Origin of the sequence: Sulfitobacter sp. SH22, from assembly GCF_965641905.1 — a bacterium.
GTDB lineage: Bacteria > Pseudomonadota > Alphaproteobacteria > Rhodobacterales > Rhodobacteraceae > Sulfitobacter.
Map to the genome: position 1 here is coordinate 1,201,213 of NZ_OZ282573.1, position 21,014 is coordinate 1,222,226.

Here is a 21,014-nt window from a genome sequence, read left to right on the forward strand (position 1 = left end):
ACATGTCAATCAAATTTAGCTAACCCGAAAGCCCCACCTTGACCAACGATCGCTCAAAACTGACGCAAACCGCACGATCCTTGCCGATTGCGCTGCTGCGCGCCCGCGAAACCGTGATGGGTCCTTACCGCGAAATGCTGAGCGAGACCGGCATCAGCGAACAGAAATGGCGGGTCTTGCGGGTGGTATCTGAATCCGGCCCGATGGAACAGACCGCCATCGCCAGCGCCGCCTGCCTGATGTTGCCCAGCCTGACCCGCATCCTGAGCGCGATGGAGAAAGACGGCCTGCTGACCCGCCACCCGGGCACCAAGGACAGGCGCAAATCCATCGTCACGATCAGCACAAAGGGGCAAAACCTGATCAACGATCATGCCGCCCGCTCTGCTGAAATCACACAGCAGCTTCATGCCCGTTTTGGTAGCGTACGCATATCTCAACTGCTGGACTTGCTTGAAGATCTGAAAGACGCTGATCTGACAGCGACACCTGATATCACCACAAAAGGACATACCCCATGAACAAGACAACCGCCGATATGATGGTCGATGCGCTCGTCGCAAATGGTGTCGATACGGTTTTTGGCATTCCGGGGGCGCATTCTTACGAGCTGTCCGATGCGCTTGCCCGGCGCGGCAATGACGTGCGTTTCATTCATACACGCCACGAACAAGGTGCCGGATATATGGCCTATGGCTATGCGAAATCCACTGGCAAGCCGGGGGTGTTTACGGTCGTGCCCGGCCCCGGTGTTCTGAATGCGGGGGCGGCGTTGTGCACGGCTTACGGCGGCAATGCCCCTGTGATGTGTCTGACCGGCAATATCATGTCGCACCTGATTGGTCAGGGGCGCGGGCAGTTGCATGAATTGCCCGACCAGCTAGCCACCTTGCGCGGGCTGACCAAATGGTCCGACCGCATCGATCACCCCTCGCAAACCGCCGATACAATGGCGCAGGCCTTTACCCAGATGCTGTCGGGCCGCCAGCGCCCTGTCGCGGTCGAAGTCCCGTGGGATGTGTTCGGGCAAAAACTGCCCGCGCCTGACCAATGCGCCGCCCCGATCCGGCAGGTCGTGATGGACCCTGATGCCATCGCCGCAGCCGCTAGGATGATTGCACAGGCCGAAAACCCGCTGATCATGGTGGGGGGCGGTGCGCTGGATGCAGCGGACCAAGTGCTTGCTTTGGCGGATAAAATTCAGGCTCCGGTCACGGCCCATCGCAGTGGCAAGGGAATCGTCGCTGAGGATCACCCGCTGTCGATGAACCTGATCGCATCCTATGATTATTTCCAGAAATGCGATTTGCTGATCGGGATCGGCAGCCGGCTTGAGCTGCAATTCATGCGCTGGCAATGGCGGCCCGAAGGGTTGAAGGTGCTGCGCATCGACATCGACCCGACCGAGATGGTGCGCCTGAAACCCGATCTGGGCGTCGTGGCCGATGCCGCCGACGCGACCGCTGCCCTTGTGGCGGCACTGGACGGGCATAGCGCGCCTGACCGCGCGGCTGAATTCGCCGACTACACCACCCGCGCCCACGAAGCCGCGCAAACGGTGCAACCGCAAATGAGCTATCTCGACGCGATCCGCCGCGCCCTGCCCCGTGACGGTTTCTTTGTCGAGGAAGTCAGCCAGATGGGCTTTACCGCACGGTTCGGGTTTCCCGTCTACAAGCCCCGCCAATATGTGACCTGCGCCTATCAGGACAATCTGGGTTTTGGGTATAACACCGCCCTTGGGGTCAAGATCGCCAACCCTGACAAGGCGGTTGTGTCGGTCAATGGCGATGGCGGGTTCATGTTCGGGATGCAGGAAATGGCCACCGCCGTGCAACAAGGCATCGCGGTCGTCGCGGTCGTCTTCAACAACAACGCCTATGGCAATGTGCGCCGCGACCAGATGAATGTGTTTAACGGGCGCGTGCTGGGCTCTGAACTGCACAACCCCGATTTTGTGGCGATGGCCCACAGCTTTGGCATGCGGGCCGAACGCGCCGAGACACCCCAAGCGCTTGAGACGGCGATTACCGAGGCGCTCAAGGCCAATGTACCTGCCTTGATCGAAGTACCCGTCGAGACCGGATCAGAGACGTCGCCGTGGTCGTTCCTGCACCCCGCGCCCCACGCAAGCTGATCCTAACAAAAAGGCCGCCTGATTGAACGGGCGGCCTTTCTTTCAGCTGTCGATATAGTGCTGCATCGCGGCGGTTGCGCCGTCTGACCAGATCATCCTGAGCCAATGATCAAAAGCAGCGGAAAAGGCCGCATTGCAGCCCAGATCGCCGTAAAGCCGGCTTTGGTCCAGCCACGCCTGCGGATTGGTTTTTGCCGCCTGTGCTGCGGCTTTCAGGTCCGCCCAATAGGGGTCATTCGGGGCGATTTCGGTCCCGTCCTCGCGGGTGCCTGCGCACATACGCGCCCACAAGGCTTCGACCAGCGCCAGGCCTTCGATTGCAGTGCCAGCGGCCAGCGCATCACGGATGATGGGCAGGACGAAACCGGGGTGGCGCGAACTGCCGTCAAAGGCCACGCGGCGCACCGTGTCGCGGATTTCAGGGTTGGAAAAACGCCCGTCGATCAGATCGATATAGGCCAGCGCGGTCATCCCCGGCACGGCATCCACATGTGGCGCGCTTTCAACGGTGCTGACCTTGAGCAGGAAGGCACGGATGGTCGGATGCGCCATGCAGCCCGAAATGGTTTCGATGTTCAAAATCTCGCCCGGATTGGCGATGATCTGATGGCCCGCATTCAACAAACGCAGTTTCATCGCCTCGAAGGCGTGGACATCATCGGTAAAGGTGGCACCTGCACGGTCCCAGTCGGGGCGGCCTGCGCAGAACGTGTCTTCGATCACCCATTGGCGGAAATTTTCATGGGTGACAGGCGCGCTATCAATCACGCCAAATTCGCGGGCAAGGGCCAGTTCGGCAGGCCCCGTCGCGGGCACGATGCAATCGACCATCGCATTCGGGAAAGTGCATTGCGCGTCGATCCAAGCCGCGAGATCAGGGTCGGACAGTTGCGCCAAGCCCACCACGGTCTGACGCAGGATCGCGCCGTTGCCTTGCAGGTTGTCGCAGGATTGGCAGGTAAAGGGCCCATGGCCCGCCGCGCGGCGCAGCTTCAACGCTGCGATCATCGCCCCGAATGCGGTCTTGGGTGTGGCAGGCTGCGCCGCATCATGAACCATATCGGGATGGGCGGCATCAAACCCGCCTGCCCCGTTCTGGTAATACCCGCCTTCGGTCACGGTCAGCGACACAATGCGGATTGCAGGGTCGGCCATTTGCGCGATCAGCGCGGCATTGTCATCCTCGACCGGAACGAAACCGATCATTGATCCGGTGATTTCCGCCGATTTCCCCTTGGGGTCCAGTTCGATCAGGGTCGACAGGTAATCCTGCGCCTTCAGGCGTTCGCGCTGCGCGGTATCGGCGGCACGCACACCCGCGCCGATAATGGCCCAGTCATGGGCAAGCCCCATGTCCATCAAACGGTGCAGATACCATGCCTGATGGCCGCGGTGAAAGTTGCCAAGGCCGATGTGCACGATCCCCGGAGACAGGTCTGCGCGCTTGTAGGACGGCACGCGAATGTCTGAAGGAAGGTCTTTGAGGGTCTTAAGAGTCAACGGCTGGGCCATCAATTTCTCCGGTTCGGGGGGATAGGATGACGGACGCGCCTAGCTCATCCATTGACCGCCGTCGACGTTATACGTCTGCGACACGATGTAGTCAGATTCAGCCGAGGCAAGGAAGATCGCCATGCCCGTCAAATCCGCAGGAACAGCAAAGCGCCCGGCAGGCACCCCTGCTGCGACTTCGGCCTTTTTCTGACCGGGTTTCTTGTTTTCCAGCTTGGCAAACATCGCATCGACATGATCCCAATGCGCGCCGTCCACCACACCGGGGGCGATGGCGTTGACGTTGATGCCGTGGCGGATCAGATCAAGGCCCGCCGATTGCGTCATCGAAATCACCGCCGCCTTCGTCGAACAATAGACCAGCACAACCGCCTCTCCGCGACGGCCCGCTTGGGACGCCATATTGATGATCTTGCCGCCGTGGCCCTGCCGGATCATCTGCTTTGCTGCCGCCTGCATGGTGAACAACGTGCCCGCCACGTTCACGGCATAAAGCTTGTCATAGCTGGCGCGGGTGATGTCGACGGTCTCAGAGGCGTCGAACAAAGCCGCGTTGTTGATCAGGATGTCGAGCTTGCCCGCGTGATCCACGACCGATGCAATGGCCGCATCAATGCTGGCCTGATCGCTGACATCAATCTGAACCGCATAGGCCGCATCGCCCAGGCCGGCGGCCGCTGCCTGTGCTGCTTCAAGGTTGATATCCGCAATCGCCACTGTCGCCCCTTCAGCGATATAGGCCTCGGCAAAGCCCAGACCGATGCCACGGGCAGCGCCCGTAATCAGGGCCGATTTTCCCTCAAGCCGTTTCATGCGATCCGCAGCCCTTTTTTATCAAAGCGGTGAATCTTGTCTGCCTGCGGTGTCAGGTGGATCGTGTCGCCATAGCGCAACCCGACCTCGCCCGTGGCCCGCACGGTCATGGGTTCGTCCATTTCGGCCAGATGCACATGGAAGAACGTGTCAGAGCCAAGGTGTTCGGCCACGCCGACCTTGCCCACAAAGGTGCCGCCGCTTTCGACGATTTCCATGTGTTCAGGGCGGATACCAATATGCATCGCATCATGTCTGGCAGCAGTTTCCCCGCCGATGATGTTCATCTTGGGGCTGCCGATAAAGCCCGCAACAAACAGGTTGCGCGGCGTGTGATACAATTCGAGCGGCGTGCCGACCTGTTCGATATGGCCCGCGCGCAGCACCACGATCTTGTCTGCCATTGTCATGGCTTCGACCTGATCGTGGGTCACGTAGATCATTGTTGTTTCGAGCTTTTTATGCAGCTCGGAAATTTCCAGACGCATCCCCACGCGCAGGGCCGCATCAAGGTTGGACAAAGGTTCGTCAAACAGGAAGGCCGAAGGTTCGCGCACAATCGCACGGCCGATCGCCACGCGCTGGCGCTGCCCGCCCGACAGTTGCCCCGGACGGCGGTCCAGATAATCAGTCAGGTTCAACGCCTTGGCTGCGGTTTCGATGCGGCGGTTCTGTTCCTCGACCGGCATATTCGCCATTTTCAGCGGGAACGCGATGTTCTTGCGCACCGACATATGCGGATACAGGGCGTAGGATTGGAAAACCATCGCCAGCCCGCGCTTGGCCGGTGGCAGGTTTGTGGCTGGCTGACCGTCAATGCGGATTTCGCCGCCCGTGACATCCTCAAGCCCCGCAATCAGACGCAGCAAGGTGGATTTACCGCAACCCGACGGGCCGACGAAAACCACGAACTCACCGTCTTCGATGGTCAGGTCCAGCGGTGGAATAACCTCCACTTCGCCGAATTTCTTTTGCACTTTCTCGAGCGTGATGCGTCCCATGAGAAATCCTTCCTTATTTGACGGCGCCGAAGGTCAGGCCCCGGACGAGTTGTTTCTGGCTGAACCAGCCCATGATCAGGATCGGCGCGATGGCCATAATCGAAGCCGCACTGAGCTTGGCGTAGAACAAGCCTTCGGGTGCCGAAAAGCTGGCGATGAACTTGGTCAAGGGTGCTGCGTCAACGGTGGTCAGCAGGATGGTCCAGAATGCTTCGTTCCAGGCCAGAATGACATTCAGCAGAATGGTCGATGCGATCCCCGGCAACGCCATTGGCGTCAGCACATACAGGATTTCGTTTTTCAGGCTCGCCCCGTCCATCCGCGACGCTTCGAGGATCTCACCGGGAATTTCGCGGAAATAGGTGTACAGCATCCAGACAATGATCGGCAGGTTGATCAACATCAGCACGACGACCAGCAACAGACGGCTGTCCATCACGCCAAAGTATTTCGCAATCAGCACAAGCGGATACAAAACCCCGACGGCGGGCAACATCTTGGTCGACAACATCCACAACAAGACATCCTTGGTCCGATCGCCCGGCACAAAGGCCATCGCCCAAGCCGCCGGAACCGCGATCACGATCCCCAAAAGCGTCGATCCAACTGCGATGATGATCGAGTTCATCAAGGCCAGCGGATAATTCGACCGTTCCAGCACGTCGTGATAGTTCTGAACCGTCCAGTCAAAGAAGAACCAGACCGGCGGGTCGGAAATCGCGGTGCTTTCCGCCTTGAAGCTGGTCAGGAATGTCCACAGGATCGGAAAAAAGATCAGTAGACCGAAACCCCATGCCAGGGCTGTCCACATCAGTTTTTTGCGGGGAGATATTGCGCGTGCCATGATCTGTACCCTTCAGTTATCGATGTTTTTGCCGACAATGCGCATCAGGAAGATGGCAATGATATTGGCAAGGATGACGGCAACGATCCCGCCCGCTGAGCCCAGACCGATGTTCTGGCTTTCAAGGACGCGCTGGTAGACCAGATAGGTCAATGTGCGTGTGCCAAAGGCCCCGTTGGTGGTCACGAAAATCTCGGCGAAGATCGACAGCAAAAAGATTGTCTGGATCAGGATCACCACGGTAATGGCGCGCGAAAGATGCGGCAGGATGATGTACCAGAACCGCGCCAGCGGCGGTGCGCCATCAATTTCGGCGGCCTCAAGCTGTTCGCTGGACAGCGATTGCACCGCCGTCAGCATGATCAATGTCGCAAAGGGCAGCCATTGCCATGCCACGATAATCACGATCGACAGCAACGGGGATTGGCTCAGGAAATCATAGGGTTGCATACCAAAGAACTTGTAGAAGTATGAAAACAGCCCGTTATCCACATTGAAGAACATGTTCTTCCAGACCAGCGCCGACACGGTGGGCATGACGAAAAACGGTGCGATCACCAGAATGCGGACAATGCCCTGACCGAACATCGGCTGATCCAGCAGCAGCGCCAGAAGAATACCGCCCGTGATCGTGATGGCCAGAATGCCGCCCACCATCCAAAGGGTCGTCCCGACCGATGACAGGAACGATGAGGACGACACAAACCGGACGTAGTTATCAAACCCGATCCACGCATCGAACACACCGCGCATCGGGCGATAATCTGCAAAGGAAAAATACAGCGTCATGCACAAGGGGATCAGCATCCACACCAACAGCAGAAAAACGGCTGGGGCGATCATGATGCGCGCGGCTGATTTGGAATGTTCTGTCGCCATGTCAGGCTCCTTCCGACAAGATAAGCAGGACCTTACGAAGACCGCGTACGCGACCTGCGAAAACACCTAGCATACAACTGTGGGGTGGTTCAGGGAAATCCGGGGCAGGTACGCCCTGCCCCGGACTGGAAGATAAGCGTCGGCTTAGTAGCCCGCTGCTTCCATTTCTTCGGTGGTCAGCGCTTGCGCTTTTGCAAGGGCTTCTTCGGCTGTCTGGTTGCCGGCAAGTGCATCCGAGAACTGCTGACCGACCTGGTTGGCAATGCCCGCAAATTCAGGGATCGCAACAAACTGGACACCTGTGTAAGGCACTGGCTTTACAGTTGGGTTTGTCGGGTCTGCGGACAGAATGCTATCAAGCGTCATTTGTGCAAATGGTGCAGCAGCAAGGTAGTCGGCGTTTTCGTACAAGGATGTACGTGTGCCCGGAGGTACGTTTGCCCAACCTTCGTTACCCGCAACAAGTTCTGCATAGGCCGGGCCGGTTGCCCAAGAGATAAAGGTTTTCGCGGCGTCCTGCTTTTCAGAAGAAGACGGGATCGCCAAGGACCATGCCCACAGCCAGTTGCCGCGCTTGCCCAGACCGTTGTCAGGTGCCAATGCAAAACCGACTTTGTCTGCGACAGTTGAATCTGCGCCTGTCACAAAGGATGCCGCAACGGTTGCGTCGATCCACATGCCACATTTTCCTTGCTGGAACAGTGTCAGGTTTTCGTTGAAACCGTTGTTGGCGGCACCAGCTGGACCGGATTCATTCATCATACCCAGATAGAAGTTCAGGGTATCGGCCCATTCAGGGCTGTCGAACTGTGCGTTCCATTCTTCGTCGAACCAACGTGCGCCAAAGGAGTTGGACATCGCTGTCAGGAAGGCACCGTTTTCGCCCCAGCCTGCTTTGCCGCGCGCACAGATGCCGTTGATGTCGCTTTCACGGTCGGTCATTGCGGCTGCGGCTTCACGGATGAATGTCCATGTTGGCGCGTCCGGCATTTCAAGCCCGGCTTTTTCCATCAGGTCTGTGCGATACATAACCATCGAGGATTCACCATAGAACGGCGATGCGTACAGTTCGCCGTCAACAGTCAGACCGCCAGCGATCGCAGGCAACAGGTCGTCCTTGTTGAAATCATCGGCCATGCCTTCGTTCAAGGACACCAGCCAGCCGTTGTTGGCCCAGATTGGCACTTCGTATGTGCCGATTGTCATAACATCATAGGCACCGCCACCGGTGGAGATGTCTGTTGTCAGGTTTTGACGCAGAACGTTTTCTTCCAGCGTGACCCATTCGACTGTGATGTCGGGGTGCTTCGCGTTGAAGTCCTCGGTCAGACCCTGCATGCGGATCATGTCACCGTTATTGACAGTTGCGATTGTGATTGTCGTACCATCCGCGGCTGCGATGCCAGCAGACAGACCGAAGCCGACCGCAGAGGTCAGCAAGAGTTGCTTCATGTTCATGGTTGTCCTCCCAAAGACTTTTACACGTGTCAACACTAGGTCCAAGATCGCACAACCGTCAACTTAATATTTCAAATATTAACGCCGCAACGCAGCAAACGGAAAGAATTCAGGCGGATTCCCGGATCTTCAGCACGCCATCCATAAGCTGAACCGTCTGATTGTCTTGAGAATTTTCCGCGCGCAACTTTTCGATCAGCCGATCGATGGCCGCCTGCCCTATCGCCTCAACATTCTGGGCCACGGTCGTCAGTGTCGGGATCAGGAAGGGGCAAAGCGGGTAATCATCATGCCCCGCGATTCGCAAACCGCCCTGACGCAGCGTCCCCGGCTCAAGCCCGTGATGCGCCGCGGCCCGTAGCGCCCCGATTGCCACACGGTCATTCGCGCACAGGATCGATGAATTGATAAACTCACCCTTCGAAAAATACGCATTCAGGACCGCCAACCCATGCGCCTCGAAATACCCGCCCGCATCAACCTCCTCGGTGCCGATAATGACGGGCTCATGCCCCAGCTCCTCCATCTTGGCGATATATGCCGCCTCACGCTCAAGGGCGTTAAAGTTCACACGCGGCATCGCCAGAAACACCGGCGGACCACCGACACGGTTCAGGTATTCTGTAATTATTCCAGTGCTTTGAACATGGTCGGTCCCAACAAAATCCACCTGGGACAAGCGGGCAGGACGTGAATCCATCAGCACAAAAGGCAGCCTTGAATTCAGCCTTTCATAGACCTTCAGGTCACTGTGATTGCCCAGTGGGGCAACGACCGCCCCATCCACATTCATAGACAGAAACGTCTCGGCAGCGCGGGCTTCGATATCGGGGTCCGCATGCGAACATTGCGTGATAACGGTATAGCCTGCCCGCATGGCAGCACGCTCAATCGCCTCAAGCAGACGTGTAAAAAAAAGGTCATTCAGATAGGGGATAATCACGCCGATCATCCCGGTCGACTTCCGATTCATCCGCGTGGCAAAGAAGTTCGGCGTGTAATCCACCTGCTCCAACCCGCTGCGAATACGCTCGACCGAGGACTTGCTGACCTTTGAAGGATCCTGAAAATAACGTGACAAAGTCGGTCGCGACACACCGATCGCGGCTGACAGCTCCTCCATCGTATGGATCTCAGGCTTTGACATGTGTAAAATTTCCTTCACTACCATTGCTGAAATGAACAGTAAGGTAAAAAAATGGAAATGTCGCCACGGAGATTTTCACATGCGGTAAAATACCCGACAAAATATTGCCATTTCCCAAGCAGATGTCATTCAGAACCACGTCCAAAGCATCGCGCAGCGCCCAAGACCCAGGACCCAGGACCCAGGACCCAGGACCCAGACATGATCCCGAGCCGCGTCATAGCAAGCTGTGAGTTTCTGGACATCGGCTTGTGTTTGTCGACAACACCGCCATCAGGGTCGTGACAAACGCCCGGGGGCTGCAATACTCGATCTGGGCTACAAGTTTCTAAGTCAAACTGCTTCGCAGCATTTGTTCGGCGACCACACTGATATGGTGTCTTTGGCATGGAAGATCGAAATCAAGCAGCGCGCCCCGGTTCAATTCACTCATCCGGGGCTTCTGGTCTCGCTTTCAAATCGATTAATAACCTGCGCTCCGCCCAACCTTGGTGCCCCCGCCTCCTTGCCTTTCGCCTTTCGCGGGCCGCAAGATCCATTTTGTAAAGAAACTACTCGGATTGCGCGGCCCACCGCTTCGCCGTCCATGGACACCCGCCGTTATCCCCAAGGGGATCTCCCGCTACCGGTTACAGAGCACCATCGCCCCTTCAAAATCTCATGGATTTAAAATTGCTGCCGACCATTTTCGCTGATGCCGCTCTACACCCCTTAATAATCCGGGTTACAACCCGCGCGTCAGAAAACGCCACTGAGGAAACCGGTCCCAACCAAAGGCTTCGCGTTGAATGACCAGCACGGATATTCAACGCCGTCCACTTTCATTGCTTAATTGATGCAATATTAAACCGAGCGTTGACCCCCGCCTGGAAATCCGAAAGCTGGCAGGAAGGCCCGCCAACACCTGCAAGGAAGAAAGGCCATCCAGACCAGCCGCACGGGTATGATAGAGCTGCCCGCCCCTAGTCGCGTAGGTTTCGATGTCTATGCCGTTTTTCGGGCCATCGAATTTGCGCCGGTCGTTTGAAACCGCTCGGTCAATTCACGCAGCGTACTGGCGTTCTGGGCCAGGCTAAGACAGGCGGCGTTGGTTTGCTCAAACCGTGCGGCGTTACGCTGCGTAGCGGATCCCAAATCACCTACAGAAGCGTTTACAGATGATATCTCTACACTTTGCCTTTGCGTGCTTTCCGCGATTTTTTCCATTTTCGAAGTTATCGCCAGAACGCCGGCAACAACCTTTTCCAGGGCAGAAACGCTATCCGCGATCTTATTTGATCCATTCGCCACCTGCTCCTCTGATCGGGTGATGATTGTCCGGATGTCTGTCGCACTTTCCGCCGACCGCTGCGCAAGAGCTCTCACTTCTGATGCGACAACCGCAAATCCTCTTCCGGCATCACCTGCCCGTGCAGCTTCAACACCAGCATTCAGCGCCAAAAGGTTTGTCTGAAAGGAAATCGCGTCAATAACCTCAACAATTTTGGCAATTTCTTCAGCTTCCGTCTTGATCGACTGCATCGCAACAGAAGCATCTGACACAATTTCACCGCTTCGTTTTGCACTGGTTTGCGCAGTTTGCGAAGACCCGTTTACCTCGTCAACATTCGCCGCATTTTCTTTAACTATCCGAGTAAGCGCATCCAACGCATTGGAAGTCTTCCCAAGGGTCATGGCCTGTTGTTCAGTTTGGAGCGCTAAATCATTGGTGGAAATCGAAATCTCATGAATTTCTGCATCCATTTGCAACGATCGGCTGGCAACTTCGGACACCATTTCTTCCAACGCTTGTACCGCAGCGTTGAAGCCATTCCTCAATTCATCATACTCTTCCGGAAGCGATCCCGAGATGCGCGCAGTCAAATCACCCGATTGCAAACGCCCCAAAGCAACACGCAGGGCATCAACCACAGAGGCCTGCTCCTCAGACTTTGCGCGATCACGCTCCATATGATCGTTCTGTAATTTGAGCGTCTCGGCCTCACTCGCTTGCCGCGTCGTTTCGGCATTTTCAAGTTGAACGATGGTGGCTTCAGCGCGCTCTTGCGCTGACTGCGCCTCCTGTTTGGCTGTCTCGGCTTGTTTCTGCGCTGTTTGAGCAAGCGTGCGTGCCGTATCTGAAATTGCCAAACTCTCAGAAAGTTCATCAGCTTTCAAACTCATTTCCACTTCAAGGCCCTTCAACTGAAGCACAGTAATCACCAACGCCGCCGTCTCAAGCACAACTATGACAGCATGAAACGAGGTGCGCTCGATATTCTCCCAAACCCCGCCAGAGGGGTAAATCAAAGAGGGCATCAGTACAGAGAGCGACGCGTGATGGATTGCGATAACCCCAGCGGCCACAATGAGCGATGGAACACTCCGCAAAACAACCAACGATGCGAGCAATGCAAAATACAGCATGTGACTGTCAATCTGCCAAGGATGACCTTGAAAAGCCCCGTTTAACGCAATTGCCTGGCCAGTAAGTGCAATCGCCGCCCCAACTGGTACCAGCAATGGCTTGCTGAGTGCCATCGATGCTCCCAATATCAAAAAGCTGATTGAGACTGCGCTCGCCCAAACGATGTTACTGCCAATAGCAAATGCAGCAAGGACAACGCACGGGAAAAGCAATATTGCTCCTCCAAAGATCAGTTTAGCAGATGTTGAAAGTGAACTTATTGTCACAACGGTTAACTCCTTGAAGGCAGAGACTTTGGATTGACTGAAAATCCGCAAATTCCCGCTAACACACTAGCGGGAAGCATTCGGTATCCAGCAGATTTGAGGTTGGCATGCCCACTTGGCGGCAACATAACCATAGTTGAAAATCGCGAACTTCGCGGACCCAGCTCACGGCCACGAACAGAGGAAACTGATTGAAACAACGGCCTAATAGGTTCGAGAGAGATGACTAGGTAAATACCATTTTTATCCAAATTGCCCACGGTTGGTCCAATTGCTGCCAAAGGCCCAACCCCCAGGGAAAATAGAATTGTTACGAAAGACCAAGACAAATTTCCAAACATCGCAAGTCCAAAATTACACGATAAGTAGTTATATGCAGAATATAAAAAATGAAACCTTAAGACGTGAAACCAATATAACACCAATTTCAGTTAAACAGGGCAATTTGGACCGCGATATATGAAGATCAACTGCTAGCACATTGGGGTGAAACCATAAACGTAATAGCGGCGGACAGACTAGCAACTCGTCGCGTCTTGAAAGAATGTTACATCCTCTTCTTCAGTAGGTTTACCGAAAACCGCACCAGATAAATTCCTTCTTGTTTGCCCCAGATGGAGAAGATCTAGACAATCGGATATATTGACTTTCACTTCAAGGCTCTCGCTCTCACACAGACCTTTTAAAAATCTTTGAATGTCTTCTGCGGTTTGAATAAGCAAGTCCACATTCTGTAGTGAAATCACATCGTCTTTTCCAATATTACCATCAGTCTTTGATATTTTCATAAATGCGATTTCGACTTCGCGCGCCATTGTCTCTATCCTAAAGATTTCGCCTTCCAGGTTCTTTACAATCTCACCCAAGTTAAGAAGCACCCTTGTCATAAACGCCCTGTGACGGTTTCGAGGCACGCCCTCATCTTTGCAGTGTCAAATGGTTTCGGTAGAAAGTTATTCAGACCCCACTTTTGAGCTTCCGCTAGGATTTCTTTAGTCATCGAACCACTTACCAATATAAATCCGATTCTTGATGTCAATTTTTGAGCCCTTAAATTTGCAAGCAATTGCAATCCAGTCATTCCAGGCATATGCTGATCTGATATCACCAGGTGGAACCCTTCCCGAGTAGCCTTGTCGAAGGCAATATCCCCAGAGTTACATACATCAACATTTGCAATTCCAATTTCATCCAGTGCATTACAAATTAGACCCCTGCTCACACTGGTATCATCCGCAACCAAAATTTTTACTGAATCACGTAATAACATTAAGACTCTCCATGTGCTCAATATTCTGACTTCTCAGCGCTTGAGGGCGGCGGAAGGACGTCGGTCCAAATAGCTCCAGCCTATCCATCAACTCAGGGCCGATGCGTTCCGAATGCCCAATGAACAAAGCGCCATCTGGGTCCAAAACAGCTTCCAAACCTGTCCAAATTTTCGACTGCGTTTCTGGCGGCATATAGATTGCAACATTTCTGCAAAAAATTACTTGGAATGGGCCAGAAACTGGCCAAGGCTCGATAAAATTAAGATACCTAAATGTTGTAAGTGCCTTTAATTTTTCCTGAACGCACAGGTTATCACTGTCCTGTTCTGGCTCAAAAATATCTTCGACATAGCGCTGCGGGACACTGGAAATAGATGCTCTTGAATAAACGCCAGCCTCTGCATGTTTCAACGTTTGAGTGTCAACATCCGTCGCCAAAATACGTATATCAAAATTGTGGGCGTCGGGGAAATTATTCAACAGAACCGCTGCGATACTATATGCTTCCTCACCACTCGAACAAGCTGCGGACCATAACCTCACGCGTGCTCCATTTTTGGCTTGTTTAATAAGTGAAGGAAGTATCTCATTTTCAAATATTTCGAAATGCCTAAGTTCGCGAAAGAACCGTGTCGTATTTGTCGTCAGCGCATTGATCATCAGGGACATCTCATGCCCCCCCGGATCATCTATTATATGCTGAATATAGCTATCAAAACTTGATAGTCCCAGTCGCCGCACATGTAAAGAAAGCCTTGAAGTTATCAAGCTCCCAGCACTCTCATCTAAGAGAACCCCAATTTTTTCTCCTAGCAGGGTCCTGATTTTATCAATAGCACTTACTGACAAGGTCAACTCTTGTCGTTTTTCCAGACTTGATCCGCTCATCATAGTCATACGCTTTCCTGTGCGGTCGTCATTGATGCTGCGAGGGACGCTATATCAAGTACGCGAAGCGTTTTATTATCCGAGATATATATCCCTTTTACGAACTGATTTTCCTTTTTCCCGCCCATTTGGGGCATAGGCTGGATGTCAGTTTGGGAAAGCTCAATGATGTCGGATACAGCCGTTACCAAGAAACCGACAATTTTCTTTTCGATTAATGTAATTATTATCACATCTCTCTCTTTGGATTCGCAAACACCCAAGCCCAAGCGTGCCGATAAGTCTACAATTGGAACGACCGCGCCGCGTAAGTTCATAACACCCAGCACGTCTTTGGGAGCGTGGGGTAACATGGTGACATTTGTCCATCCGCGTATCTCCCGAACCAGTATGATATCCATACAAAAGTCCTGCGAACCAATAGAAAATGTAATTAATTCAAATTTTTCTGAATTACTGCTATCGTCTTCAATTTTCATGCGATTGCCTCAATGGATTGAATAGACCTTGATTGATCCACGGAAACCTGGTGGGTTATTTCATCTAGATCAACAATAAGAGCGATTTGCCCGTCACCAAGGATTGTTGCTGCCGCAACAAAAGGAACATGCCCATAATTAGACTCTAGACTTTTAATGACGACTTGCCTTTGGTCTCGAATCTTATCAACCGCGAGCGCGAAATGCTCACCTTTATCGTCTTCTACTATAACCAAAATTCCGTCATTGGTGTGATTCTTTATTGGCGCACAGCCAAATACTGCCCCTAATTCAATAATTGGCACCATCTTTTCGCGCACGGCGATCATCCGTGCTGCTGGGCCGATCTGATGAATTTGTGATGTATCAGGCCGAATAGTCTCAACGATTGCGGAAATGGGCACCACCATAGTCTCATCAGCGACATCGACAACCATTCCGTCCAGAACCGCCAGAGTAAGCGGTAGACTGATTGAGATGGTCGTCCCCGATCCCGGATGCGAAATGATCGCAACCCTCCCACCAAGGCGGCGGATTTCACTGTTTACGACATCCATCCCGACACCACGGCCTGAAAGGTTCGTGACAGACGCTGCAGTCGAAAAGCCCGGTAAGAACAGCAATCTATCAATGTCAGAATCAGAGAGCTGTGCAGCTTGCGGGACCAGGCCCTTTTCAATTGCCGACGAGAGAACCTTTTCTCTTTGAACGCCACCGCCATCGTCGATAACTTCAATCACAACGCGCCCCGACCGGTGGGCTGCAGAAAGCGTGACAGTTCCAATCCTGTCCTTCCCTGCTTGCGATCGTAGTGCGGCATCCTCCAAGCCATGGTCCACAGCATTCCTGAGGATATGAGTAAGGGGATCGACCAAACGTTCAATCACGGTTCGGTCGACCTCTGTATCCTCACCCTCAGTCGCAAATCGAACTTCCTTTCCAGCGATTTGGGCCGTCTCTCGCACTATCCTGGCCATACGCTGAAATAGTGGCTTCACAGATTGGGCGCGGATGGCCATAACGCCTTCTTGAATGGTTCTCGTAAGGGACTTGAAGTCTTCAAGCGTCGTCGAAAGTTGCCGCCCTCCAATACCATCTTGTTCTGTAATCGACTGCGTCATGACGGATTGGGTTATGACCAGCTCTCCGACTAAATTGATCAACTCGTCAACCAAATCCAGATCAACACGAACAGTCGCTTTCGGCGCAGCACTTATTGCACTTCTAATTGCAGATGGCTCCGCAGAATGAACCTCCCCGGCTGGGTCAGGAGCAGCGTTTGGTTTTTCCATAGTAGGAGTGCTAGCAGGATGCTTTGAAACGCTTTCTATCGGTGCGGAAACGGTTATATCGGCAACTTTGCTCGAAATTTCAATCTTTGCATATGGTTCCGAAAACTCGAATATCTCAAGAATTTCACTCTCAGATTGATTGGTCGAGAGAGCCAGGTGCCACTCTATAGCTGGCTCAGCTTGATCCCATTTGAAATCACGATCAAATTTACACTGGACTTCCAAGACGCCCAAGGTTGAAAGTTCCCGAAAGATTTGCACCGGTTCATGCCCATTAGCATAGAGATCCAGTGTTGGTTTGAAGTATATCTCGAAAACACTTCCGTTGACATCTTCAACTGGCGGGAATTGCATCTCACCGCTTAATGCGAGCGGAGTAAATGCGGCGATACAGTCATCCTCTTCAGAAACACCCGCTCCAAATTTCATTGACCCCGATAGTGCTGATAGGTCTTTTATCTTTGATTCTAACTCTGCGGCTATAGGCTCCACATTCTCAGCACCAAGCGAAACCAGATCTGTCAAATAGTCTGCAGACGTGAAGAAAGTATTTATAATTTTTTGGTTTAGAGTTAGTTTACCGCTGCGTAGCTCGTCCAAAATCGACTCATACGCGTGGGCAAATTGCGTGATTGCATCTAATGAAAATGATGCAGCACCCCCTTTTACTGAATGAACCGCACGAAACATTCTATTAATTATTTCTGGATCAAGATTGGAAAAGTCCTCAGAGCCTTCAAGGGCGGTCAATCCATCAGTCAGATCTTCTAATTGCTCCTCACACTCCTGAAAGAACACCTGGCGAAGCTCAATAAGTGATGCCATTCCTCAGACCCTCGCAACGCGTCGTATTGCTGAAATAAGTGTCGTGTCATTGAATGGTTTTACAATCCAGCCTGTTGCGCCAATATTTCGGGCGCGATCCTTAAGTTCCGGGCTGCTTTCTGTACTTAGCACCAAAATGGGGACAGATGTTCCGCACACTCCGTTCCGGACGGCTTCAATCAATCCAAAGCCATCCATAACCGGCATGTTAATATCTGTAATTATTACATCAGGCTTGTTTTCAATTACCTTATCTACACCGTCAGCGCCATCTTCTGCAGTTGTCACTAGAAATCCGGCCTCTTCCAATGTCAGGCGCAAGAGATCACGCATTGTGCGGGAGTCATCAACTGCTAAAATACTCAAGCTCATGTTTTTTTTCCCTTTTCAAGAAGCTCCTGGGTCATCCCGAGCATTCTAAGATCATCTTCGAGACTTGAGGACACCTCGATCTGAAATTCGCATCCGGAATCCTCGCAAAACAACTTAAACCTTAGGAGAATTTCCGCAGGAAAAGCCCCAATAGAAACAACCCTCCGAGCATCAATAGTGATATCAGAGCCCTCGCTTTCAGATAGTAGTTTTGCGAATTCTACAGCCATTCCTGATTGTATTTTATCTGGAAGATCTATGGTTCTTTTATTCACATTATTCACCAAAAAACATAATTTCTTCTTTAGTTTCTAGCGGAGTGGAAGATATATTAGCTTCGGCTTCGCAATCATAAATTAGCCGTTGACTAACCTGCCCGGTGGAAGGGTTGAATCGTATTGCTCGGGCATGCTCACCGCCCAAGCTGCACGCAATGATCGGAAAACCTTCCATATCTAGAAATTTTGTTGCAAATTCACAATTCTTTATCCCAATATGCCCCATTATTCCGGACATGGTGGCTCCGCCAAAGACTTTCGCTTGCAACTGTGATTTTCTCGCGCCAAGCTTTAATAGACCATTAATTAATACTTCCATTGCATATGCCCCGTATCTTTCCGAATTTGTGTCGCGATCTGATCCTGTTGCGAGCAGAAAATGGTTCATTCCGCCTACTTTTAAAACAGGATCATATAGACAGGTCGCCACACAAGAGCCCAATAATGTCTTCACAATTACATTAGGGGAATTACTTACGTGAAACTCCCCCTGTGCGACAATAATTTCGTCTGACTTTACATCTCGCATTGGAGAGTCTGGCAAACTTAGCGACACTGAACGTTTCCTCCCCATGGCCCAAACGGCGTGATGAATATGAATTTAAAAGTCGGTCCATGTACCTGACACAGAGTTCACAAGTTGATTTGATATTGGCGTATTTGGCCTTTTTTCACTTTCTTTCGGCTTTTCGATCTTCACGACCTTGGCACTTTTAGTGCCATAGGCGACGGATTTTTCAGCCAATTGAAAGTGGTTTAGGGTCTCGACCAAGGCAACTGCTTCTCTTTTTAGAGCTTCGCTTGCAGCGGTCGTTTCTTCTAATCTTGCTGCATTTTGCTGCGTAGACTGATCAAGTTTTGTAACGGAACTATTGATCTCTTCCAGGTTCAGCGATTGTTGCTGGGCGGAAGTCGCTATTTCTGAAACTTGCATCGATATATCATGAACTGAATTTGCGATCTCTTGAAGAGAACTGCCTGTTTCACCAACGAGATCCACACCAATTTTCACTTGAGCAACTGACTTCGCAATAAGTCCGTTTATTTCAGTCGCCGCTTCGGAAGATCGCTGTGCAAGGGCTCTCACTTCAGATGCAACAACGGCGAAACCTCTACCTGCTTCACCAGCCCTCGCGGCCTCGACCCCTGCGTTCAATGCCAATAGGTTTGTTTGAAATGCGATATCATCGATTACCTTGATTATGGATGCTACTTTTTTGGAGGACGTTGAGATTTCATCCATTGCGGTCACAGTCTTCAAGACAACTACACCGCTTTTTTCGGCATTGTTTTGCGCCTCTGAAACGATTGCATTGGCTTTTTGAGCACCTTCTGCGGTTCCTCGAACAGCGGCTGTCAATTCGTCCAGCGCGGCAGCGGCCTGTTCCAAGGTAGCTGCCGTCCCCTCAGATCGACGCGAAAGGACCTCAGTTGTGCCGCTAATATCTTGGGATTCATTTCGGATTGTTTCAGCGCGATCGGCAATTCCCCTTAACGCCTGGCACATTTGACCGATTGCGCTGTTATAGTCCTGCCTCAGTTCCTCGTAACGGTCGGCAAATGGTTCAGACAGGTCGACATGCAGGTGGCCATCGCGCAGACGTTTGAATGCAACACGCAGGGCATTGACGACTTTCGCCCGCTCCTCGTTCAGCTCCGCACGTTCCCACTGGGCTTTTTCGGCGGCATGTTCGACTTCGGTGATATCGCGACCAAGCAAGATCAGACGGTAGGGCTTCTGGTCGGTCCCAATGACCGACGTAATGCTGCCTTCAACAATAACGTCACACCCATAGGCACCCTGAAAACGCATTTTCCCAACGAAGGAACGGTCTTTTTTGAGTGTCTCATTCAGTTCTTCGAGGTCGCTCGAGATCAGGGAGGTCAATGTAGTGACGCCTGTCGGCTCAGTCCTTTTGATCGTAGCACTGAAAATTTCATTGGCGTCGAGCAGATTGCCATCCGGTGAAAACTCGGCGCGCAGTTGCGTTGTGTTCAGTTCGTTAATGAGTGCCGTATTTTTCCAGACATTCGTTACGTCCTGCCATTCTAGAACAAATCCGATTTTCTGATTGTCACTACCGTGTATCGCTTTGATTTTCATCGATATACGGACATCGTCCATAGAGATTATGGTCTCAAACGCCTCGCCATTTGAACCAATGTGATCCATCTTTTCCGCAGGGTTCGAGCCAAAGAAATCTAGCGGCTTTCCGACCAGATTTCTTGCGTCAAAATGTGGGAAACAGTTTTGAAATTGCTCGTTCCGGATTTTGCACATGTCTTCGAATGCCGGGTTGACCGCAAAGATCACGCCATTTTGGTCCGCGAGCACCAAAGCCGCCGAAGAACTATTGAAAGCCTCACGCTTAAAGCTTGCATCGCGGGCACCTGCGGCAGCGGCTTCCAGCTCTGCGCGAAGATGGTCGACCGCCTTTCCCGTTATACCGAATTCATCGGACCGCGAGGCACTGGCAACTTCTGTTGTAAACTCGCCAAGCCGTAACGCTTCCACTGTTTTGGTGAGCTCCGACATCGGTTTTAGTATTATGCCATGGAATGCTAGGATTGTTGCGCCAACCGCCAGAAACCCGGCAACGGCAGCGGCAATCAATGACTTTATCTGTGTGGCTTCCAGAAAATCGGCAAGGGGCCCCAACGACCAGCGCATTGCAAATGCGCCGACATTTCGCGCTTTTCCATACATGAGCGGAAATGCGAGTACCTTTTCGTTTGGTAAGTTTATGTGACTGTCCGCCCCAAGAGCACTGCGTGCGAAGTTGGCCAATGTTTCATCAGGGTTGGGGCCGTGCTTTGCAATGATTGCCCCTTCGGCCCCCACAACGACAAAGCTGATATAAGAGGTTTCAACCCCTTCTTCGAATTGACCCAATAGCCCATCAATATCCCCATATTTTTCGAATGCGACAGGGGCAGGCAACGCGCTGGCAAGCAATTTTCCCTGGCCTTCGGCTTGTTTGGCCAAGGATTCACTTGCCAGATGCCCAAGCGAACTGTTCTGCAACATCAGCAGTGGCAGGACCACGACCGAGATCGATAGAACCACAGCAAAGGCAAACTTTGTTGCGACTGACCTGAAAATGCTCACGCGCTTTGGCATCGACGACATCTGGTTCTCCAAATC

The 21,014-nt window shown here is 52.6% G+C and carries 19 protein-coding genes; 2 read left to right on the forward strand and 17 right to left on the reverse strand.

Annotated elements, in window-relative coordinates; genetic code table 11:
* Positions 1–38: 38 nt before the first annotated feature.
* Together hpaR and ACSQ13_RS07900 are read left to right on the forward strand one after the other, a co-directional pair.
* Positions 39–521, forward strand: a complete 483-nt coding sequence (gene hpaR / locus ACSQ13_RS07895; RefSeq protein ID WP_295512267.1) for a homoprotocatechuate degradation operon regulator HpaR — start codon at positions 39–41, stop codon at positions 519–521.
* A complete protein-coding gene (locus tag ACSQ13_RS07900; RefSeq protein ID WP_295512266.1) occupies positions 518–2,137 on the forward strand; it encodes a thiamine pyrophosphate-dependent enzyme in 1,620 nt (539 codons plus the stop codon). Before hpaR ends, ACSQ13_RS07900 begins: the two co-directional genes overlap by 4 nt.
* 42 nt (positions 2,138–2,179) lie before the next feature.
* Here ACSQ13_RS07900 and ACSQ13_RS07905 read toward each other — a convergent pair whose 3' ends face one another.
* The 17 genes from ACSQ13_RS07905 to ACSQ13_RS07985 form a co-directional block, all read right to left on the reverse strand.
* Positions 2,180–3,649 (reverse strand): mannitol dehydrogenase family protein, encoded by a 1,470-nt coding sequence (locus tag ACSQ13_RS07905; RefSeq protein ID WP_176249232.1) that lies wholly within the window; start codon positions 3,647–3,649, stop codon positions 2,180–2,182.
* A gap of 39 nt (positions 3,650–3,688) precedes the next feature.
* On the reverse strand, positions 3,689–4,462 hold the full coding sequence (locus ACSQ13_RS07910; RefSeq protein ID WP_295512264.1) for an L-iditol 2-dehydrogenase: 774 nt from the start codon (positions 4,460–4,462) through the stop codon (positions 3,689–3,691).
* Entirely contained in the window at positions 4,459–5,463 is a 1,005-nt protein-coding gene (locus tag ACSQ13_RS07915) for an ABC transporter ATP-binding protein (RefSeq protein ID WP_295512263.1), read from the reverse strand. The genes ACSQ13_RS07910 and ACSQ13_RS07915 overlap by 4 nt, the downstream gene beginning before the upstream one ends.
* Positions 5,464–5,476: 13 nt before the next feature.
* Positions 5,477–6,307, reverse strand: coding sequence for a carbohydrate ABC transporter permease (locus ACSQ13_RS07920; protein ID WP_176249235.1), 831 nt, complete (start codon positions 6,305–6,307; stop codon positions 5,477–5,479).
* Positions 6,308–6,319: 12 nt separating this feature from the next.
* A complete protein-coding gene (locus ACSQ13_RS07925; protein WP_176249236.1) occupies positions 6,320–7,186 on the reverse strand; it encodes a carbohydrate ABC transporter permease in 867 nt (288 codons plus the stop codon).
* 144 nt (positions 7,187–7,330) lie between these two features.
* Positions 7,331–8,644, reverse strand: a complete 1,314-nt coding sequence (locus tag ACSQ13_RS07930) for an ABC transporter substrate-binding protein (RefSeq protein ID WP_295512261.1) — start codon at positions 8,642–8,644, stop codon at positions 7,331–7,333.
* Between the two features lie 109 nt (positions 8,645–8,753).
* Positions 8,754–9,791, reverse strand: coding sequence for a LacI family DNA-binding transcriptional regulator (locus ACSQ13_RS07935; protein ID WP_295512259.1), 1,038 nt, complete (start codon positions 9,789–9,791; stop codon positions 8,754–8,756).
* 984 nt (positions 9,792–10,775) lie between these two features.
* On the reverse strand, positions 10,776–12,464 hold the full coding sequence (locus tag ACSQ13_RS07940) for a methyl-accepting chemotaxis protein (RefSeq protein WP_176249238.1): 1,689 nt from the start codon (positions 12,462–12,464) through the stop codon (positions 10,776–10,778).
* 518 nt (positions 12,465–12,982) lie between these two features.
* Positions 12,983–13,279, reverse strand: coding sequence for a hypothetical protein (locus tag ACSQ13_RS07945; RefSeq protein ID WP_176249239.1), 297 nt, complete (start codon positions 13,277–13,279; stop codon positions 12,983–12,985).
* Positions 13,280–13,347: 68 nt separating this feature from the next.
* A complete protein-coding gene (locus ACSQ13_RS07950) occupies positions 13,348–13,734 on the reverse strand; it encodes a response regulator (protein ID WP_176249240.1) in 387 nt (128 codons plus the stop codon).
* A complete protein-coding gene (locus tag ACSQ13_RS07955) occupies positions 13,721–14,632 on the reverse strand; it encodes a CheR family methyltransferase (protein WP_176249241.1) in 912 nt (303 codons plus the stop codon). The genes ACSQ13_RS07950 and ACSQ13_RS07955 overlap by 14 nt, the downstream gene beginning before the upstream one ends.
* Positions 14,629–15,102 (reverse strand): chemotaxis protein CheW, encoded by a 474-nt coding sequence (locus tag ACSQ13_RS07960; RefSeq protein WP_176249242.1) that lies wholly within the window; start codon positions 15,100–15,102, stop codon positions 14,629–14,631. The genes ACSQ13_RS07955 and ACSQ13_RS07960 overlap by 4 nt, the downstream gene beginning before the upstream one ends.
* Positions 15,099–17,219, reverse strand: a complete 2,121-nt coding sequence (locus tag ACSQ13_RS07965; RefSeq protein ID WP_295512256.1) for a chemotaxis protein CheA — start codon at positions 17,217–17,219, stop codon at positions 15,099–15,101. Before ACSQ13_RS07965 ends, ACSQ13_RS07960 begins: the two co-directional genes overlap by 4 nt.
* Before the next feature lie 3 nt (positions 17,220–17,222).
* Complete coding sequence (locus ACSQ13_RS07970) at positions 17,223–17,591, reverse strand: response regulator (protein ID WP_176249244.1); 369 nt, start codon at positions 17,589–17,591, stop codon at positions 17,223–17,225.
* Positions 17,588–17,866, reverse strand: coding sequence for a hypothetical protein (locus tag ACSQ13_RS07975; RefSeq protein ID WP_295512254.1), 279 nt, complete (start codon positions 17,864–17,866; stop codon positions 17,588–17,590). Before ACSQ13_RS07975 ends, ACSQ13_RS07970 begins: the two co-directional genes overlap by 4 nt.
* A 1-nt stretch (position 17,867) precedes the next feature.
* The gene (locus tag ACSQ13_RS07980) at positions 17,868–18,425 is read right to left on the reverse strand and encodes a chemotaxis protein CheD (RefSeq protein WP_176249246.1); all 558 of its coding nucleotides are present in this window, start codon (positions 18,423–18,425) and stop codon (positions 17,868–17,870) included.
* 45 nt (positions 18,426–18,470) lie between these two features.
* On the reverse strand, positions 18,471–20,999 hold the full coding sequence (locus ACSQ13_RS07985) for a methyl-accepting chemotaxis protein (protein WP_295512252.1): 2,529 nt from the start codon (positions 20,997–20,999) through the stop codon (positions 18,471–18,473).
* Between the last annotated feature and the right edge of the window lie 15 nt (positions 21,000–21,014).

Bases quoted from the DNA above. Each gene is read 5' to 3' on its own strand.
- ACSQ13_RS07900 (WP_295512266.1), top strand. From the start codon at position 518: ATGAACAAGACAACCGCCGATATGATGGTCGATGCGCTCGTCGCAAAT.
- ACSQ13_RS07905 (WP_176249232.1), bottom strand. From the start codon at position 3,649: ATGGCCCAGCCGTTGACTCTTAAGACCCTCAAAGACCTTCCTTCAGAC.
- ACSQ13_RS07910 (WP_295512264.1), bottom strand. From the start codon at position 4,462: ATGAAACGGCTTGAGGGAAAATCGGCCCTGATTACGGGCGCTGCCCGT.
- ACSQ13_RS07915 (WP_295512263.1), bottom strand. From the start codon at position 5,463: ATGGGACGCATCACGCTCGAGAAAGTGCAAAAGAAATTCGGCGAAGTG.
- ACSQ13_RS07920 (WP_176249235.1), bottom strand. From the start codon at position 6,307: ATGGCACGCGCAATATCTCCCCGCAAAAAACTGATGTGGACAGCCCTG.
- ACSQ13_RS07925 (WP_176249236.1), bottom strand. From the start codon at position 7,186: ATGGCGACAGAACATTCCAAATCAGCCGCGCGCATCATGATCGCCCCA.
- ACSQ13_RS07930 (WP_295512261.1), bottom strand. From the start codon at position 8,644: ATGAACATGAAGCAACTCTTGCTGACCTCTGCGGTCGGCTTCGGTCTG.
- ACSQ13_RS07935 (WP_295512259.1), bottom strand. From the start codon at position 9,791: ATGTCAAAGCCTGAGATCCATACGATGGAGGAGCTGTCAGCCGCGATC.
- ACSQ13_RS07945 (WP_176249239.1), bottom strand. From the start codon at position 13,279: ATGGCGCGCGAAGTCGAAATCGCATTTATGAAAATATCAAAGACTGAT.
- ACSQ13_RS07950 (WP_176249240.1), bottom strand. From the start codon at position 13,734: ATGTTATTACGTGATTCAGTAAAAATTTTGGTTGCGGATGATACCAGT.
- ACSQ13_RS07955 (WP_176249241.1), bottom strand. From the start codon at position 14,632: ATGACTATGATGAGCGGATCAAGTCTGGAAAAACGACAAGAGTTGACC.
- ACSQ13_RS07960 (WP_176249242.1), bottom strand. From the start codon at position 15,102: ATGAAAATTGAAGACGATAGCAGTAATTCAGAAAAATTTGAATTAATT.
- ACSQ13_RS07965 (WP_295512256.1), bottom strand. From the start codon at position 17,219: ATGGCATCACTTATTGAGCTTCGCCAGGTGTTCTTTCAGGAGTGTGAG.
- ACSQ13_RS07970 (WP_176249244.1), bottom strand. From the start codon at position 17,591: ATGAGCTTGAGTATTTTAGCAGTTGATGACTCCCGCACAATGCGTGAT.
- ACSQ13_RS07985 (WP_295512252.1), bottom strand. From the start codon at position 20,999: ATGTCGTCGATGCCAAAGCGCGTGAGCATTTTCAGGTCAGTCGCAACA.